The following is a 16,221-nucleotide window of genomic DNA, read 5'->3' as shown; positions in this document are numbered from 1 at the left end:
CCGGCGGCCCCTCCGGCGTTCCGCGCTGCCCGACGTCCGGTTTCCGTCGGAGGGAACTCGTCCCGGCCGAGCGGCGAAGGAGAGGTGAAAGCCCAAGCCTTCGACGCACGTTCCCTGGACGAGAGGAGCCCCGATGACCGGCGAGCCAGGCGTTCGCACGGGGGTGGAGAGCGATGCCTCGGTGATCGCGCGGTCCCGGGACGAACCGGAGGTGTTCGCCGCGCTCTTCGACCGGTACGCCGACGCGGTCCATGGCTATCTGGCCCGCAGGCTCGGCGACGAGCCGGCCGACGACCTCATGGCGGAGACCTTCACGACCGCGTTCCAGCAGCGGCACCGGTACGACCCGGCGCGGGCCACGGGTGACGGTGCCCGGCCCTGGCTGTTCGGCATCGCGACCAATCTGGTCGGCCGGCACCGGCGGGCCGAGGCCCGGCGCTTCAAGGCCCTGGCCCGCGTCCCGGCCCCCGCCGACCACGAGGAGCCGCTGGCCGACCGGGCCGCGGCCCGGGTGGGAGCACAGGCCGTACGCCGCGAACTGGCGGCGGCCCTGGCGGCCCTGCCCGCACGGCACCGGGACGTCCTGCTCCTGGTCGCCTGGGGCGGTCTCGGCTACGAGGAGGTGGCCCAGGCCCTCGACGTGCCCGTCGGCACGGTCAGATCACGGCTGCACCGGGCCCGCGGCAAGCTGCGCGAAGCATTGGGCGGATCCGATCCGACGACCCTGCGAGAGGTGTCCGGCCATGAGTGACGAACTCGAACTCCTGCGGGACTGGGACGCGGACGCGGCCCCGCTCACCGACGCGGCCCGGGGACGGGCCCGCCACCGCCTGCTCAACACGATGGTGCGCGACGGTCGGCACCCGCAGGCCGCGCCCAGCCGCCGCCGCGTCCTCCGCCTCGCGACCGCCGCCGTGGCCGCCGTGGCGGTGACGGGAACGGCCGTACTGATCGCTGAGGACGGCTCCGGCGAGACCGGCCGGGCCGGCCGCGCACCCGCGGTCACGCAGACCCCGCGCATGGCCGAGGCCGGCGCCGTGACCGTGCTGCACGGCGCGGCGGCCCGGCTGGGCAAGGGCGAGACGACGGTGGCGCCGCGCGACGACCAGTACATCTACTCGAAGCGGATCATCAGGGAGACGGAGCGGGGGACCGGCAAGGTCAGGACCTACGTGGACACGAACTGGGACTCCGTGGACGGCTCCAAGCGCTCCCTGACCATGGAACTCGGTCATGTGATCTGGGAAGAGCCCATGAAGAAGGGCGAGAGCGTGTGGCCGCCCAGGGAGTGGAGCAAGCTGAAGAAGCTCCCCACCGACCCCAAGCAGCTCGCCTCGGCCGTCATCGGCGTCGGCCGGCCCGGCAAGCCGACGAGCGAGTTCACCGAGGACGACTGGTACATGGCCTACTTCCTGCTCGGCGAGCTTCTGAAGTGGCCGCTGCTGCCCCAGGGCCTGCGCCCGGCCGCGTACGAGGCTCTGGCCCTCGTGCCCGGGGTCAGGAGGGTCGACGGGGTGACGGACTCCGCCGGGCGCACCGGTGTGGGGATCGCCTCGGCGGATCCGCACGCACGGGGCCGCTACCTCATCTTCGACCCGAAGACCTACGAGTTCCTGGGCTTCCGCGACGAGCGGACCAGCAAGTCCGGCGACAAGACCTACGTCCAGGTGTCGCACGTGGTGGACTGGGCGATCGTCGACCGGTTGAGGCAGCGCCCCTAGGCCACGACCTAGCCGGTAGGCTGTAGCCGCTCCGCCGCAGGCGGGGCGCGGGTGGGTTGCCCGAGCGGCCTAAGGGAACGGTCTTGAAAACCGTCGTGGCGCGAGTCACCGTGGGTTCAAATCCCACACCCACCGCAGCGGCCGGACGGCCCCTGACCGGCATCACCGGTCGGGGGCCGTCCGCCTTTCGGCTCACCCGGCGGAGGAGCCGCTCGATATCGTCAGGTCCGACCGAGCCGCCTCGTGCAGCACGTTGAGGGCCTCCACCAGGCGGATCGGGCGGAGCGCGGCCGTCCCGTTCGAGGGGACCCGGGTCGTGTTCAGCAGTTCCCAGGTCCGCTGGTTGACCGCGTGGGCGGCGGTGGCGGCCATCTCGTTGCTCAGCAGGACGAAGGTCTCGAAGAGGACGGACCTCCTGTTCTCGCTCTCCTCCATCGCGGCCAGCGCCTCGGACGCGTCCGCCCCCTGGTCGCGGGCCCGGCCGGCGTCCATGGCGGCCCGCTGTATCTGCTTGATGCAGGTCACGTAGTCGATGTACGTGTCGAGCTTCCGCTCGTCCCAGCGCGTGGCCATCTCCCTCTGGAACTTGGCCCGTTCGGCGACTGCGGTGGCTACGTAGGACGTCAGGGCGCCGATGAGGACGCCGACCAAGGTGAAGATCTGGGTGGCCATGATCGACAACGTACCGCCGTGCCGGACATCAGCGGGACGCGGTCAGGCGGGCCGCCGAGGCGAGGGTCGAGCGGGTCTCGCGTTCGGTGAGGCCGGTGCGGATCGCGGCGTCGGCGAGGATCTCCAGGAACGCGTCGCCGAGGCCGCTCTCGTGGGCACGGCAGGCCGCCCAGAAGAGGCGCGTGTTGCGCTGTCCTTCATGGGCGCTGAGCACGAACTGGACGAGCCCGTGCCCGTGTTGGCCGGAGTGCGGGACCGCGGCCCGGCCGGTGTGCTGCGGGCGGGGCGGCGGTGTGAGCAGCCGGAGCAGCGCGGGCGGGCAGGCGGCGGGGCTGAGGTGTCCGGTGCCCGGCACCGCGCTGTACACGCCGTGCTCGGTGCGGGAGCCGGGCCCCACGAGGTAGCCGCCGGCGCCGCGGATGTCGATGCCGGGGGCGAGGCGCCCCGCGGAGTTGGGCACGACGACGTCCGGCGGGCCGGTGAGCCACAGGTGTCGGCCGCCGCTCGGGGTGGCCACGACCACGGTGTCGGGGATCGTGAACAGATGCCGTAAAGCCAGCTCGCGCAGTGAAGCGGAGGAATCCGTACCGGACTTGGTGTCCAGGTCGACGCCGATCAGGTGGTACGGCGGCAGGCCGCAGGCGATGCCGTAGCCGGTGGCCCGGGGCGCGGCCGCGAACAGGGCACGGATGCGGCGCGGGTCGGTCGTCGCGTCGTACACCCCGTGGCCGGGGAGCCCGCACTCGCCGTGGCAGCGCGGGGCGGACGGCGGGTCGCCGCGGTGGGGCGAGGGCAGTGCGGGGAGCTTCGTGCGGGAGAGCGGGATGACCGCGAGCCCGCGCTCGGCGGCGGAGAGGGCGTGCGCGAGGGCCAGGGTCGCGAGGGAGGCGCGCGGCACGGCGGAGGTGGGGCGTGCCGGGTGTCGGTCGGTGGTGGCCATGGCTCCATGTTCGTACATCCGTTCGAAAGAGGGAAGTGGGTTGAGCCGTACGGGGTGGCTATTTACCAAAAATGTGCCGAAACGCTTCATCGTCTGGGAGGACTGGGTGTTGATCGTCCCGGAGTGCGGTGTTCGCGGCTGAGCTGGGCTTTTGTGGCTGTGAGGCAGGTTTATCGACTTGTCCTCACGCTTGCGAGCGAATGAGGCGGTCCGGGGTGGTTCCCGGCGGATCCGGTGGGCAACTCTGGTCTCGCGACGTCGTGAACATCGCCGGGGCGGTCGGCCAACTTCCCCGGAGCAACCCGTACTTCTGGAGGAAAACACATGGCTTCCATCCGTACCGCCCGCGTCCTCGCCGCCGTCGCCGCCCTGCCTCTGGCCGCCGCCCTGTTCTCCGGGGTGGCGATGGCCGACAACGGAGCGATCGCGGACGACGGATCGAATGCGGGCGTCGCGTCGATCATCGGCAGCGGCGTGGGTCACGACAACTTCGGAAACTCCAGCACCACGCAGCAGCAGGCGGTCGGCGACGGCGCCTCGAACCAGAACAACAACGCCCAGGTGAACGGGTCGGCCTTCACCGCGATCCACCAGTCCAACGAGAACATCGCGGTGCACTTCACCGAGCTCTGGTGACCTCCCGGCTCCTGTGCGGCAGGGGCTCTCCGTGGGGTGCGTGACAGCTGCGCGGCGGTGCCATCGGCACCGCCGCGCAGGCGTTTGCGGTCCCTGTGCGAGCGAACTCGGCGGGGCCGCCGATCTCTTGACACCCGGCGGTATCTGACGGACAGTCAGAAATCCTTGTTCGTACGAGGTCCGGGAGGGCCGCCGCCGTGCACCTCGCCCCCACCGAGCGCCAGCGAGAGCTGCGCGCCCAGCTGCGCGAACACTTCCGTACGGTGATGCCGGACGGCCCCCCTGCGGCCGACGACCTCCCAGGTCAGCGCCGGGTGCTGCGGCGCCTCGGGGCCGAGGGGCTGCTCGGGCTCGGCTGGCCCGTCGAGTACGGCGGGCAGGGGCGCGGCCCCGACGAACAGTTCGTGTTCTTCGACGAGGCCTACCGGGCGGGCGCGCCCGTCTCGATGGTGACGCTGAACACCGTCGGCCCGACCCTCATGAAGTACGGCACCGAGGAGCAGAAGGCCTTCTTCCTCCCCCGCATCCTCAGCGGCGAGCTGGTCTTCGCGATCGGCTACAGCGAGCCGTCGGCGGGCACCGACCTCGCCTCGCTGCGGACCCGGGCGGTGCGCGAGGAGGCGAGCGGGGACTGGCTGATCGACGGCCAGAAGGTCTTCACGTCGAACGCGCAGAACGCCGACTGGATCTGGCTCGCCTGCCGCACCGACCCCGAGGCCCCCAAGCACCAGGGCATCTCGATCGTCCTCGTCCCGACCGACGCGCCCGGATTCTCCTGGACGCCGATCGAGACCGTCGGCGGTCTGACCACGACGGCCACGTACTACGACGGGATCCGGGTGCCGGGGTCGAACCTGGTCGGACCGGAGAACGGCGGCTGGGGCCTGATCACGAACCAGCTCAACCACGAGCGGGTCGCGCTCGCCGCGATCGGCATGCAGGCCGAGGACTTCTACGAGCGGGTCGTCGAGGCCGCCCGTACACCCGATCCGGTGACGGGCGAGTGCCGGATTGACGCGTCCTGGGTCCGTTCCGGACTGGCCGAGGCGCATGCCCGGCTGGCGGCTACGCGCCTGCTCAACTGGCGTCTGGTGGGTGATGTGGGGGCGGGCCGGCTGGCCCCCGGGGACGCCAGCGGCGTGAAGTTCGCGGGAACCGAATCGGCGGTCGAGGTGTACCGAATATGTCAGCAGATCGCGGGCGAGGCCGGGTGGGTGCGGGCCGGGTCGCCCGGGGCGTTCGGGGCGGGTGATCCCGCGGTGGGGGACGGGGAGTTGGAGCGGATGAACCGGGCGGCGCAGATCAACACGTTCGGTGGCGGAGTGAGCGAGGTCCAGCGGGAGATCGTGGCCGCGATGCGGCTCGGGATGAAGCGGGGGAGGCGGTGACGGCCGTGGTGGGAGAAGAGCGCGGGGAGCTGACCGAGGGGGAGCTGAAGCCGTTCGAGGGGCGGCCGGCCGCCACCGCGGCCGTGGGCAAGGACCCGGTCAACGAGCCGATGATCCGGCACTGGTGCGAGGCGATGGGGGACACGAACCCGGCGTACGCGGGCCCCGACGCGATCGCGCCGCCGACGATGCTCCAGGCGTGGACGATGGGCGGCCTCTCCGGGTTCGAGGGCCGCTCGCCGGCCCACGACGAGCTGTTCGCACTGCTGGACGGCGCGGGGTACACGTCGGTGGTCGCGACCGACTGCGAGCAGGAGTATCTGCGTCCGCTGCGGCCCGGCGACGCCATCACCTACGACTCGCTGATCGAGTCCGTCTCCCCGCTGAAGACGACGAAGCTGGGCTCGGGGCACTTCGTCACGACGCGGATGGACGTCCGGGTGGGCGGTGAGCTGGTGGGCACGCACCGCTTCCGCATCCTGAAGTACACGCCTGCGGCCAGGGCGGGGGTCGCGAAGCGGGGTGAGGCCGCTCAGTCGGGCGGGGCGGCGAAGCCGGGTGGGACGGTGAAGCCGGGTGGGGCCGCTCAGTCGGGCGGGGCCGCGAAGAAGCTGCGCCCGCGGCCGGTGGTGAACAGGGACAACGCGGGCTTCTGGGAGGGCGTCGGCGACCACCGTCTCCTCGTCCAGCGCTGCGGCACCTGCGAGACGCTCCGCTTCCCGTGGCTGCCGGGGTGCAATGCCTGCGGCGGGCAGGAGTGGGACAGGGTGGAGGCGTCCGGCGAGGGCACGGTCTTCAGTTATGTCGTCATGCACCACCCGCCGTTCCCGGCCTTCGACCCGCCGTACGCGGTGGCCCTGGTCGAGCTCGCGGAGGGCGTGCGCATCGTGAGCAACGTGGTGGGCGTCCCGTACGACAAGGTGCGGATCGGCATGCCGGTCCGGCTCGAATTCCTGGCCGTGGACGACGAGTTGGAGCTGCCCGTGTTCAGGGCCGTCGAGGCGGGTGAGGCGTGACATGGACTTCACCCCGACGGACGAGCAGGAGGCGGCGCGGGAGCTGGCCGCGCGGATCTTCGGCGACCTGTCCACCCCGGAGCGGCTCGCCGGCCTGGGCGGCGGCAGCGACACCGAGTTGTGGAAGGCGCTGGGCGGCGCGGGACTGACCGCCGCCGTGGAGGAGACCGGGCTGCTCGGCCTGGTCCTGATGCTGGAGGAGCAGGGGAGGACGACGGCGCAGGTGCCGTTCGCGGCGAGCTGTGTGTACGGGCTGCTCGCGCTGGCGGAGCACGGCACACAGGAGCAGCGGGAGCGGCTGCTGCCCGGGTTGCGGGACGGCGCGACCGTGGCGACCGGCGCGTTCCCGGCGCGGGGTGGCATCGTGATCACCGGGCGGGAAGACGGGGGTGGCGGGGGTGTGCGGGCGCGGCTGACCGGGACGGTGCCCTGGGTGCCGTGGCTGCGGGACGCGACGCAGGTGCTGGTGGCGGTCCGGGAGGGCGGCGCCGCCGGGGGCGAGGCCGGGGAGGCGGAAGAAAGTATCCACAGCCTGTGGATGGTGTCGGCGGACGACGCCGGGTGTGAGCCGGTGGAGCTGACGGCGCCGTGGGCCGCGGGCCGGCTGGTGCTCGACGGGACGCCGGCCGAGCGGATCGGCGGGCCCCGGGCGTACGGGGAGGTGCTGGCGGCGGCGCGGACCGCGTTCGCCGGGCTGCAGGCGGGCGTGTGCGCGGGTTCCCTGGCGCGGGCGGTGGAGTACACGAACGAGCGGGAGCAGTTCGGCCGGCCGCTCGCCGCCAAGCAGGGCGTCCAACTCCGCGCGGCGGAAGCCCATATGGACATCGAGGCGATCCGGGTCACGGCCTATGAGGCGGCCTGGCGGCGGGACGAGGGCCTCCCGTACGGGAGCCACGCGCTGACCGCGGCCTGGTGGGCGTCCGAGGCGGGCAAGCGGGTCGTGCACACGGGCCAGCACCTGCACGGCGGCATGGGCGCGGACCTGGACCATCCGGTGCACCGGCACTTCCTGTGGGGGCGGCAGATCGACGGATATCTGGGAGCCGGCGGTGAACTGCTGGAGGAGCTGGGCGGGTTGATCGCGGCGGGCCGGGAGACGGGGACCACGGAAGGGAGCACGTCATGAAGGCAGGTGAGGCGCTGCCGCCGCTGGAGATCGAGGTGACCAGGACACTGATCGTCGCCGGGGCCATCGCGTCCCGGGACTACCAGGACGTCCACCACGACGCGGAGCTGGCCCGGCAGAAGGGCTCCCCCGACATCTTCATGAACATCCTGACGACGAACGGGCTGGTGGGCCGGTACATCACCGATCACTTCGGCCCGACGGCCGTCCTGCGCAAGGTCGCGATCCGGCTGGGCGCGCCGAACTATCCGGGGGACACGATGGTGCTGACCGGCACGGTGCTCGACGTGGAGGCCGGTGACGAGGGGGAGACGGCCCGGGTCCAGGTCGTGGGGAAGAACGGGATCGGCAGCCATGTCACCGGCACCGTGACGGTCACCGTGCCGTCGGCGGGCCGCGACCGGGCCGCGGGGAGGCCTGTATGAGCGTGCACACGAAGGACCGCCTCGGCGGCAGGGCGGCGATCGCCGGCATCGGCGCGACCGAGTTCTCCAAGGACTCGGGGCGCAGTGAGCTGAAGCTCGCGGTGGAGGCCGTGCACGCGGCGCTCGACGACGCGGGCCTCTCCCCCGGTGACGTGGACGGACTGGTCACGTTCACGATGGACACGAGCCCGGAGATCACGGTCGCGCAGGCCGCGGGGATGGGAGAGCTGTCGTTCTTCTCCCGGGTGCACTACGGGGGCGGCGCGGCATGCGGCACGGTGCAGCAGGCGGCCCTCGCGGTGGCGAGCGGGGTGGCCGAGGTGGTCGTCTGCTACCGGGCGTTCAACGAGCGCTCGGGCCGCCGCTTCGGTTCGGGAGTGCAGCACCGGGAGCCGTCGGCGGAGGGCGCGGCGCTCGGCTGGTCCCTGCCCTTCGGGCTGCTCACCCCGGCGTCCTGGGTGGCGATGGCGGCGCAGCGGTACCTGCACGAGTACGGACTGACCCCGGAGGCGTTCGGTCATGTCGCCGTGGTGGACCGCAAGTACGCGGCGACGAACCCGGCGGCCTACTTCTACGGCAAGCCGATCACCCTGGACGACCACGCCGCCTCGCGCTGGATCGTCGACCCGCTGCGGCTGCTCGACTGCTGCCAGGAGACGGACGGCGGACAGGCGATCGTCGTCACGAGCGTGGAGCGGGCCCGGGACCTGCGCCGCGCGCCGGTGGTGATCGAGGCCGCGGCCCAGGGCGCCGGCCGGGCCCAGGAGCAGATGACCAGTTTCTACCGGGACGGTCTGACGGGGCTGCCGGAGATGAGCGTGGTGGCCCGGCAGCTGTGGCGGACGTCGGGGCTGCGCCCCTCGGACATCGACGTGGGGATCCTGTACGACCACTTCACGCCGTTCGTGCTGATGCAGCTGGAGGAGTTCGGGTTCTGCGGGCCGGGCGAGGCGGCGGACTTCGTCGCGGAGGAGCGCCTCCCGCTGAACACGCACGGGGGCCAGCTGGGCGAGGCCTATCTGCACGGGATGAACGGCATCGCGGAGGGAGTGCGGCAGCTGCGGGGCACGGCGGTGAACCAGACAGCGGGCGCGGCGACGGCCCTGGTCACGGCCGGCACGGGGGTGCCGACCTCGGGCCTGGTCCTCGGCCGGGACGGGTGAGGGGAGCGCGGGCGGGGCTGCGGGGAGCGATGCTCTCAGGGCTGAACCCTCAAGGGTCCTCACCGCGTCCTCCACCTTCAGGAGGTGGGGCTACCACCCCGCGTACAACCTGAGGCGGACGTCGCTTCGGGACCTCCGGCCGATCCGCGGGGACGGGGTGCGCTCATAGCGTGGAGCCATGACCGCAACCCTGGCGCCCGCCCGCAGCAGCGCAGCGCAGACCGCACCGCGTACCCCCGCAGGGACGCGCACTCCGGCGGGGACCTGTGCCCCGGCGGCGGCGCGGACCCCGGCCGGGGCGCGTGCGGCGCACGGTGCGCACACGACGTACCCGTCGTTCGCGTCGTACGTCAGGGCGCGCCAGCCGGTGCTCCTGCGCACGGCGCGGTCGCTGACGGCGAACCCGTGCGACGCCGAGGACCTGCTGCAGACCGCGCTCGCGAAGACGTACGTCGCGTGGGACCGGATCGAGGACCACCGGGCGCTCGACGGGTACGTGCGGCGGGCTCTGCTGAACACGCGGACCTCCCAATGGCGTAAGCGCAAGGTGGACGAGTTCGTCTGCGACGAGTTGCCGGAGCCGCAGGTGCTCCCGGCGGGGGACCCGGCGGAGCAGCAGGCCCTCCACGACGCGATGTGGCGGGCGATCATGAAGCTGCCCGCCCGGCAGCGGGCGATGGTCGTCCTGCGGTACTACGAGGACCTGAGCGAGGCGCAGACCGCCGAGGTGCTCGGGGTCTCCGTCGGGACGGTCAAGAGCGCGGTCTCGCGGGCGCTCGGCAAGCTGCGCGAAGACCCGGAGCTGGGTCCCGTGCGGGCCTGATCTGGGGTTCAGGACGCCGATCGGGTGACCGCCCAGCTGATCGATCATTCCCGGGACTAGTGACATACCACGCGGTATGCGGTGAGAATCGGCAGAACTTTACTGCTCCGTAGCGCCCACCGGGAGGACGCCGTGCTGAGCACGATGCAGGACGTACCGCTGACCGTGACCCGCATCCTGAACCACGGGACGCGCGTGCACGGCACCTCGCAGATCATCACGTGGACGGGCGAGGGCGAGCCGCACCGCCGTTCGTTCGCCGAGGCGGGCGCCCGCGCGGCCCAGCTCGCGCACGCACTCCACGACGACCTCGGCATCCGGGGCGACGACCGCGTGGCCACGCTGATGTGGAACAACGCGGAGCACGTCGAGGCCTACTTCGCGGCCCCCGCGATGGGCGCCGTGCTGCACACGCTGAACCTGCGGCTCCCGGCGGAGCAGCTGAGCTGGATCGTGAACCACGCGGCCGACCGCGTGATCATCGTGAACGGATCGCTGCTGCCGCTCCTCGCGCCGTTGCTGCCCGGACTGACGACGGTCGAGCACGTCGTGGTCTCGGGACCCGGCGACCGTTCGCTGCTCGAGGGCGCGCGGGCACGGGTGCACGAGTACGAGGAGCTCGTCGCCGGGAAGCCGACCACGTACGACTGGCCGGAGCTGGACGAGCGGCAGGCCGCCGCGATGTGTTACACCTCCGGCACCACGGGCGACCCGAAGGGCGTCGTCTACTCCCACCGTTCGATCTACCTGCACTCGATGCAGGTGAACATGACGCAGTCGATGGGGCTGACCGACGCGGACACCTCGCTCGTCGTCGTGCCGCAGTTCCACGTCAACGCCTGGGGACTGCCGCACGCCACGTTCATGACCGGTGTGAACATGCTGATGCCGGACCGCTTCCTGCAGCCCGCTCCGCTGGCCGAGATGATCGAGTCCGAGCGCCCCACGCACGCCGCCGCCGTCCCCACCATCTGGCAGGGCCTGCTCGCCGAACTCAGCGCCAAGCCGCGTGACGTGTCGACGCTGACCCAGGTCACCATCGGCGGTTCCGCCTGCCCGCCCTCCCTCATGAAGGCCTTCGACGAGCTCGGCATGCGGGTCTGCCACGCCTGGGGCATGACCGAGACCTCTCCGCTCGGCACCGTCGCCCGCCCGCCGGCCGGCGTGGAGCCGGGCAGCGACGAGGAGTTCGCCTACCGCCTCACCCAGGGCCGCTTCCCCGCCGGCGTCGAGGCGCGGCTCACGGGACCCGGCGGCGAGCAGCTGCCCTGGGACGGGGAGTCCGCGGGCGAGCTGGAGGTGCGCGGGCCGTGGATCGCGGGCGCGTACTACAACGGCCCGGACGCCGAACCGCTGCGCCCCGCCGACAAGTTCAGCGAGGACGGCTGGCTCAAGACCGGCGACGTGGGCACCATCAGCCCCGAAGGCTTCCTGACCCTCACCGACCGCGCCAAGGACGTCATCAAGTCCGGCGGCGAGTGGATCTCCAGCGTCGACCTCGAGAACGCGCTGATGTCGCACCCGGACGTCGCCGAGGCCGCCGTCGTCGCCGTCCCCGACGACAAGTGGGGCGAGCGGCCGCTGGCCACCGTCGTGCTGAAGGAGGGGGCGAGCGCGGACTTCGAGACGCTGCGCGCGTTCCTCGCCGAGAAGGTCGCGAAGTGGCAGCTGCCCGAGCGCTGGACGGTCATCCCCGCCGTCCCGAAGACCAGCGTCGGCAAGTTCGACAAGAAGGTGCTGCGCCGGCAGTACGCCGACGGCGACCTGGACGTCACGCAGCTCTGACGCCCGTACCCGCGCACTGTTTCACGTGAAACAGGGGCGGCCCCGCCTCGGGGCCGCCCCTGTTCCGTGCGCGCTCAGCGGATCGTCAGTTCGTGCCGATCTTCGCCAGCAGGTCCACGATCCGGCCCTGTACCTCGTCGCTCGTCGAGCGCTCCGCGAGGAACAGCACCGTCTCCCCCGCCGCCAGTCGTGGCAGGTCCGCCTCGTCGACGGCGGCCGTGTAGACGACGAGCGGCGTGCGGTTCAACTGCCCGTTCGCCCGCAGCCAGTCGATGATGCCCGCGCGCCGGCGGCGGACCTGGAGCAGATCCATCACGACCAGGTTGGGCCGCATCTGGCCCGCCAGCGTCACCGCGTCCGCGTCGCTCGCGGCCCGCGCCACCTGCATCCCGCGCCGCTCCAGCGTGGCGGTCAGGGCGAGCGCGATCTCCTCGTGCTCCTCGATGAGCAGGACCCGCGGCGGGTGCTGCTCGCTGTCGCGCGGGGCCAGCGCCTTCAGGAGCACGGCGGGGTCGGCCCCGTACGCGGCCTCGCGCGTCGCCTGTCCGAGGCCCGCCGTCACCAGGACCGGCACCTCGGCGGCGACGGCGGCCTGGCGCAGCGACTGCAGCGCGGTCCGGGTGATCGGCCCGGTCAGCGGGTCCACGAACAGCGCGGCGGGGAACGCCGCGATCTGCGCGTCGACCTCCTCGCGCGAGTGCACGGTCACCGGGCGGTAGCCGCGGTCGCTCAGCGCCTGCTGGGTCGTCACGTCCGGGGCGGGCCACACCAGGAGGCGGCGCGGGTTGTCCAGCGGCTCCGGGGGCAGCTCGTCGTCCATCGGCTGCGGCTGAGGCCGGTTGGCGATCTCCACGGCACCGCCGGGACCGTCGAGCGGCTCGGGGCCCTCCGCCGCGTTCTGGTCGGGGGCGCCGATCGCGTAGGAACGGCCGGCGCCCTCCGAGGCGTTCGGGGACAGCCGGGGCGGCTGCGGGTGCGGGCGGGCGGCGTTCGGCGCGGGGGCCGGTGCCGCTGCGGGCGCGGGTGCCGTCGCCGGGGTGGCCGTGGCCGTGCCCTGCGGGGGCGTCTGCGCGCCGGGGGCCTCGGGCTGGTCCGGCCGGGTCGACAGCTTGCGCCGCCGGCCCGAACCGCTCGTCGTGCCACCGCCCTGCGAGTGACCGTCCGCCGGCTGCGGCACGCCCTGCGGCGGGGTCGCCCCGGCCTGCGCGGGTGCCTGCGGCGGCACGGATCCGGGAACCGGGCCCGGCGTCTGACCTCGGCGCTGCTGCTCGGCGATCTGGCGCCCGAACGGTACGCCCTGGCCGAGCGTGCGCACGCTGAAGGCGCGGCCCTGCGTCGAGTTCGTGTCACCCGTCGGAGGCTGCGGGGACTGCGGGGCCTCAGCGGGCAGCGGCTGAGCGGCCCGCGCCTGCTGCGGGGCCTGCTGAGGTGGCTGCTGCTGCGGCGCCGGAGTGCCCCGGGCGGGCGTCGGCTGGGCCGGGTGCGGCTGCGGCGGGGTGTGGTCCTGGGCCGGGTCCGGCTCGGCCGACGCGTGCTGCTGGGGCTCGTCCGCGACGGGCTGAGCGCCCGGCGCACCGGCACCGTCAGAGGCACCGGCCACGCCGGTGTCCTCGGCATCGTCGCCGTCGTCCTCGAACTGCATCGGGGCCACGGTCGGAGCCGCGACCGGCGCCGGAGCAGGCGGGGCCTGCGGCTCGTCCTGCGACGCCGCGCCGGGCACGGACGGAACGACGAACGGCACCTGACCAGGCACGGACGCCTGAGGCTGCACGGGCTGGGGCTGCACCGGCTGAGGTACCGGCTGCGGCGTGCGGTCGGCCTCCGCCGGAGGCAGCGCGAACGCCTCCCGCGGCTGCTGCGAGGAGGCGGGGGCCGCAGTCTGCGCGGTGCCCAGCGCGCGGCGCGCCCGGCGCCCGGAAGGCTGCGCCGCGGCACCGGCCTCGGCCGGCTCCAGCGCGTTCGCCCCCGCGCCCGGGGTCTCGTGCGCGGCCGCCGACGGCAGCGCGGGCAGCGCGTGCTGCTCCTGCGCCCCGTCCCGCCGAGCGCGCCGCCCGGTCGGCGCGGGCACGCCCTGCGGCGGCACCGCCTCGCCGAGGGCCGGGGAGCCCGCCGCGTGTTCGGCTGAGGTCACGACCGCGCCCTGGGCCGCCGCGTGCTCCACCGCACCGCCGTCGTCGTCGGCGCGACGCGCGCGCCGACGCCCGGTCCCGGAGGACGGTGCGCCGGAATCCGCAGGACCGACAGGGGCGTCCTGCGCCACGGGCAGCTCGGGACGCCCGGCCCCCTCGGCGCCACCGGCCTCGACGGGCACGTCACCGCGCACCGCGACACCGGACCCGACAGACGCCTGCTCACCGGAGGAAGCCCCGGCACCGGCCACCGGCGGCTCCTCGGCGGCACGGCGCCCGCGCCGCCGGCCCGTACCGCCACCGGCGGCGGGCGGCTCGGCGAGACCGCTCTCCAGGAACGCGTCCACCGAGGGCCCGGAGGCCCGGCGCGCACGGCGGCGCCCACCCCGCGTGGCCTGCGCCGGCACGTCCTGCGCGGCGTCGGCCTCCGGCGCGACGGCGGAGGGCTCGGCCGTGGGAGCGGGAGCGGCGGGAACCACCCCGGCCCCGCCCCCGATCGGCACCTCGAGGACGTACGCGCTGCCGCTCATACCCGGCACCTCGTGCGTCTGCAGCACACCGCCGTGCGCCCGCACGATGCCCCGGACGATCGGCTCGTGCACCGGGTCGCCGCCCGAGTAGGGGCCGCGCACCTCGATGCGGACGCTGTCCCCGCGCTGGGCCGCGGCCACCACGACGGTCGAGTCGACGTAACCGCCGCCCGCCACGGCCCGCGAGTTGCCCGTCGCGTCGATCCCGGCGACATCGGCGATCAGGTGGGCGAGCGCGGTCGCGAGGCGCCCCGCGTCGACCTCGGCCTCGATCGGCGGCGCGTGCACGGCGAACTGGACCCGGCCGGGCCCGATCAGCTCGACGGCCCCGTCGACACCGGCCGCCACGACGGCGTCCAGCATCGCGGGCACACGGGCGAGCTTCTCGTCGTCGGTGTCGAGGAGCTGGTACGCCAGCACGTTGTCGACCAGCGTCGTCATACGGGAGTAGCCGGCCGACAGGTGGTGGAGCACCTGGTTGGCCTCCGGCCACAGCTGGCCCGCGTCGTCCGCCGCGAGCTGCCCGAGCTCCCGGCGCAGCTCCTCCAGGGGACCGCGCAGGGACTGGTCGAGGACGGCGAGCAGCTGCGCGTGACGGGCCGCCAGTGCCTCGAACCGGTCCTTCTCCCGCTCGGCGAACGCGGCGCCGCGCTCCCGCTCGGCCGACAGCTCCTCCGCGTGCTGCTCGCGCGCGGCGGCCAGCTCCCCGGTCAGGTCCTCGCGGACGGAGGCGAGCTCGGAGGTCAGCTCCTCGCGCACCCGCTCCAGTTCGGCCGCGCGCTCCTCGCGCTCCTTCTCGGCCTCCTCGTCGCGCCGCGCCAGCTCCTGCGCGTGCTCGGTCACGAGCTGGTCGAAGGGTCGGCGGTCGGTGAACGTCATCACCGCGCCGACCAGTTGGTCCCCGTCGCGCACCGGCGCCGTCGTCATGTCGACGGGCACCTTCTCGCCGCTCTTGGCCCACAGGACCTGCCCGCGCACCCGGTGCTTGCGCCCGGAACGCAGGGTGTCGGCGAGCGGCGACTCCTCGTACGGGAACGGGTCGCCGTCCGCGCGCGAGTGCAGGACGAGGGTGTGCAGCTCCTTGCCGCCGAGATCGCTGGCACGGAAGCCGAGGATCTGCGCGGCGGCCGGGTTGACCAGGACGATGCGCCCGTCGGTGTCGGTGCCGACGACACCCTCGGCCGCGGCCCGCAGGATCATCTCGGTCTGCCGCTGCGAGCGGGCCAGTTCGGCCTCGGTGTCGAGGGTGCCGGAGAGGTCGCGGACGACGAGCATGAGCAGCTCGGAGCCGCTGTAGCCGCCGCCACCGAGCCCGCCGGTGCCATAGGGGTCCACCGCGTCGCGCGCGCCGTCCGCCAGATTCGCGGAGGTGACCTCGACCGGGAACTCGCTGCCGTCGGTGCGGCGGGCCATCATCCGGGTCGGCTTGGTGCGGCCGCGCTCGTCGGTGACGGTGTCCGGGCGGCGCATCGAGCCGGGGATCAGCCGCGAGTCGAACTCAGGCAGCAGGTCGAGCAGTCCGCGCCCGACGAGCGCGGTGCCCGGGGCCTCAAATGCCTCAAGTGCGATCGAATTGGCGTTGACGACGGTCCCGTTGGTGTTGACCAGCACCAACGCGTCCGGCAGTGCGTCGAGTATGGCTGCGAGGCGAGCAGCGCCTCGGGATGGCCTGCTGCTCACGACGACGCTTCCTCCCTGATGTACCGCTATACCGCGACCCGTCCACCGCACGGGCCCTCTTTGCCCCGCGGCGCGCGACGTGTCTCGGGAGGGAGTCTACGGGCAGTGGTTGCGCTCGCGACGCCGGATGAGAGGGAGCCCACGTAGAGGATGTGGGGATCCCGGGCGCGCCGGGTCATGACGCTGT

The 16,221-nt window shown here is 73.4% G+C and carries 13 protein-coding genes and 1 tRNA gene; 11 read left to right on the top strand and 3 right to left on the bottom strand.

The annotated features are described in order from the left end of the window. The first annotated feature begins 133 nt into the window (after nucleotides 1–133). The 3 genes from IAG42_RS17340 to IAG42_RS17330 all read left to right on the top strand — a co-directional run bounded on the left by IAG42_RS17340 (nucleotide 134) and on the right by IAG42_RS17330 (nucleotide 1,856). Nucleotides 134–751 carry an RNA polymerase sigma factor gene (locus IAG42_RS17340; RefSeq protein ID WP_188337886.1) on the top strand — a complete coding sequence of 206 codons (618 nt, stop codon included), beginning with the start codon at nucleotides 134–136 and terminating at the stop codon, nucleotides 749–751. Then, a complete protein-coding gene (locus tag IAG42_RS17335) occupies nucleotides 744–1,721 on the top strand; it encodes a CU044_5270 family protein (protein ID WP_188337885.1) in 978 nt (325 codons plus the stop codon). Before IAG42_RS17340 ends, IAG42_RS17335 begins: the two co-directional genes overlap by 8 nt. Nucleotides 1,722–1,771: 50 nt before the next feature. Next, nucleotides 1,772–1,856: transfer RNA gene (locus IAG42_RS17330), tRNA-Ser, on the top strand. Between the two features lie 57 nt (nucleotides 1,857–1,913). On the opposite strand, the gene IAG42_RS17325 is transcribed toward IAG42_RS17330, so the two are convergent. Together IAG42_RS17325 and IAG42_RS17320 are read right to left on the bottom strand one after the other, a co-directional pair. Then, nucleotides 1,914–2,393 (bottom strand): hypothetical protein, encoded by a 480-nt coding sequence (locus IAG42_RS17325; RefSeq protein WP_188337884.1) that lies wholly within the window; start codon nucleotides 2,391–2,393, stop codon nucleotides 1,914–1,916. A gap of 28 nt (nucleotides 2,394–2,421) precedes the next feature. After that, nucleotides 2,422–3,333 carry a bifunctional DNA primase/polymerase gene (locus IAG42_RS17320; RefSeq protein ID WP_188337883.1) on the bottom strand — a complete coding sequence of 304 codons (912 nt, stop codon included), beginning with the start codon at nucleotides 3,331–3,333 and terminating at the stop codon, nucleotides 2,422–2,424. 324 nt (nucleotides 3,334–3,657) lie between these two features. Between IAG42_RS17320 and IAG42_RS17315 the strand changes: the two genes are divergently transcribed. From IAG42_RS17315 to IAG42_RS17280, 8 genes are all read left to right on the top strand, one after another. Next, nucleotides 3,658–3,969 (top strand): hypothetical protein, encoded by a 312-nt coding sequence (locus tag IAG42_RS17315; protein WP_188337882.1) that lies wholly within the window; start codon nucleotides 3,658–3,660, stop codon nucleotides 3,967–3,969. Between the two features lie 197 nt (nucleotides 3,970–4,166). Beyond that, entirely contained in the window at nucleotides 4,167–5,357 is a 1,191-nt protein-coding gene (locus IAG42_RS17310) for an acyl-CoA dehydrogenase family protein (RefSeq protein ID WP_188337881.1), read from the top strand. Beyond that, a complete protein-coding gene (locus tag IAG42_RS17305; protein ID WP_394811220.1) occupies nucleotides 5,354–6,373 on the top strand; it encodes a bifunctional MaoC family dehydratase N-terminal/OB-fold nucleic acid binding domain-containing protein in 1,020 nt (339 codons plus the stop codon). Before IAG42_RS17310 ends, IAG42_RS17305 begins: the two co-directional genes overlap by 4 nt. A 1-nt stretch (nucleotide 6,374) precedes the next feature. Then, entirely contained in the window at nucleotides 6,375–7,499 is a 1,125-nt protein-coding gene (locus IAG42_RS17300; RefSeq protein WP_188337880.1) for an acyl-CoA dehydrogenase family protein, read from the top strand. Further along, nucleotides 7,496–7,924 carry a MaoC family dehydratase gene (locus tag IAG42_RS17295; protein ID WP_188337879.1) on the top strand — a complete coding sequence of 143 codons (429 nt, stop codon included), beginning with the start codon at nucleotides 7,496–7,498 and terminating at the stop codon, nucleotides 7,922–7,924. Before IAG42_RS17300 ends, IAG42_RS17295 begins: the two co-directional genes overlap by 4 nt. Further along, nucleotides 7,921–9,087, top strand: coding sequence for a lipid-transfer protein (locus IAG42_RS17290; protein WP_188337878.1), 1,167 nt, complete (start codon nucleotides 7,921–7,923; stop codon nucleotides 9,085–9,087). The genes IAG42_RS17295 and IAG42_RS17290 overlap by 4 nt, the downstream gene beginning before the upstream one ends. Before the next feature lie 178 nt (nucleotides 9,088–9,265). After that, nucleotides 9,266–9,910 (top strand): SigE family RNA polymerase sigma factor, encoded by a 645-nt coding sequence (locus IAG42_RS17285; protein ID WP_188337877.1) that lies wholly within the window; start codon nucleotides 9,266–9,268, stop codon nucleotides 9,908–9,910. 132 nt (nucleotides 9,911–10,042) lie between these two features. After that, nucleotides 10,043–11,695 carry a long-chain fatty acid--CoA ligase gene (locus IAG42_RS17280; RefSeq protein ID WP_188337876.1) on the top strand — a complete coding sequence of 551 codons (1,653 nt, stop codon included), beginning with the start codon at nucleotides 10,043–10,045 and terminating at the stop codon, nucleotides 11,693–11,695. A gap of 85 nt (nucleotides 11,696–11,780) precedes the next feature. Here the strand turns inward: IAG42_RS17280 and IAG42_RS17275 are convergent, their stop codons facing one another. Then, nucleotides 11,781–16,034, bottom strand: a complete 4,254-nt coding sequence (locus tag IAG42_RS17275; protein WP_188337875.1) for a response regulator — start codon at nucleotides 16,032–16,034, stop codon at nucleotides 11,781–11,783. Nucleotides 16,035–16,221: the final 187 nt, after the last annotated feature.

Source organism: Streptomyces xanthii, from assembly GCF_014621695.1.
Classification (GTDB): domain Bacteria; phylum Actinomycetota; class Actinomycetes; order Streptomycetales; family Streptomycetaceae; genus Streptomyces; species Streptomyces xanthii.
The sequence above is the reverse complement of the archived record's forward strand: the minus strand, read 5'-3'. Positions and strand labels throughout refer to the sequence as shown.

Bases quoted from the DNA above. Each gene is read 5' to 3' on its own strand.
- IAG42_RS17290 (WP_188337878.1), top strand. From the start codon at position 7,921: ATGAGCGTGCACACGAAGGACCGCCTCGGCGGCAGGGCGGCGATCGCC.
- IAG42_RS17340 (WP_188337886.1), top strand. From the start codon at position 134: ATGACCGGCGAGCCAGGCGTTCGCACGGGGGTGGAGAGCGATGCCTCG.
- IAG42_RS17335 (WP_188337885.1), top strand. From the start codon at position 744: ATGAGTGACGAACTCGAACTCCTGCGGGACTGGGACGCGGACGCGGCC.
- IAG42_RS17315 (WP_188337882.1), top strand. From the start codon at position 3,658: ATGGCTTCCATCCGTACCGCCCGCGTCCTCGCCGCCGTCGCCGCCCTG.
- IAG42_RS17295 (WP_188337879.1), top strand. From the start codon at position 7,496: ATGAAGGCAGGTGAGGCGCTGCCGCCGCTGGAGATCGAGGTGACCAGG.
- IAG42_RS17285 (WP_188337877.1), top strand. From the start codon at position 9,266: ATGACCGCAACCCTGGCGCCCGCCCGCAGCAGCGCAGCGCAGACCGCA.
- IAG42_RS17300 (WP_188337880.1), top strand. From the start codon at position 6,375: ATGGACTTCACCCCGACGGACGAGCAGGAGGCGGCGCGGGAGCTGGCC.
- IAG42_RS17325 (WP_188337884.1), bottom strand. From the start codon at position 2,393: ATGGCCACCCAGATCTTCACCTTGGTCGGCGTCCTCATCGGCGCCCTG.
- IAG42_RS17320 (WP_188337883.1), bottom strand. From the start codon at position 3,333: ATGGCCACCACCGACCGACACCCGGCACGCCCCACCTCCGCCGTGCCG.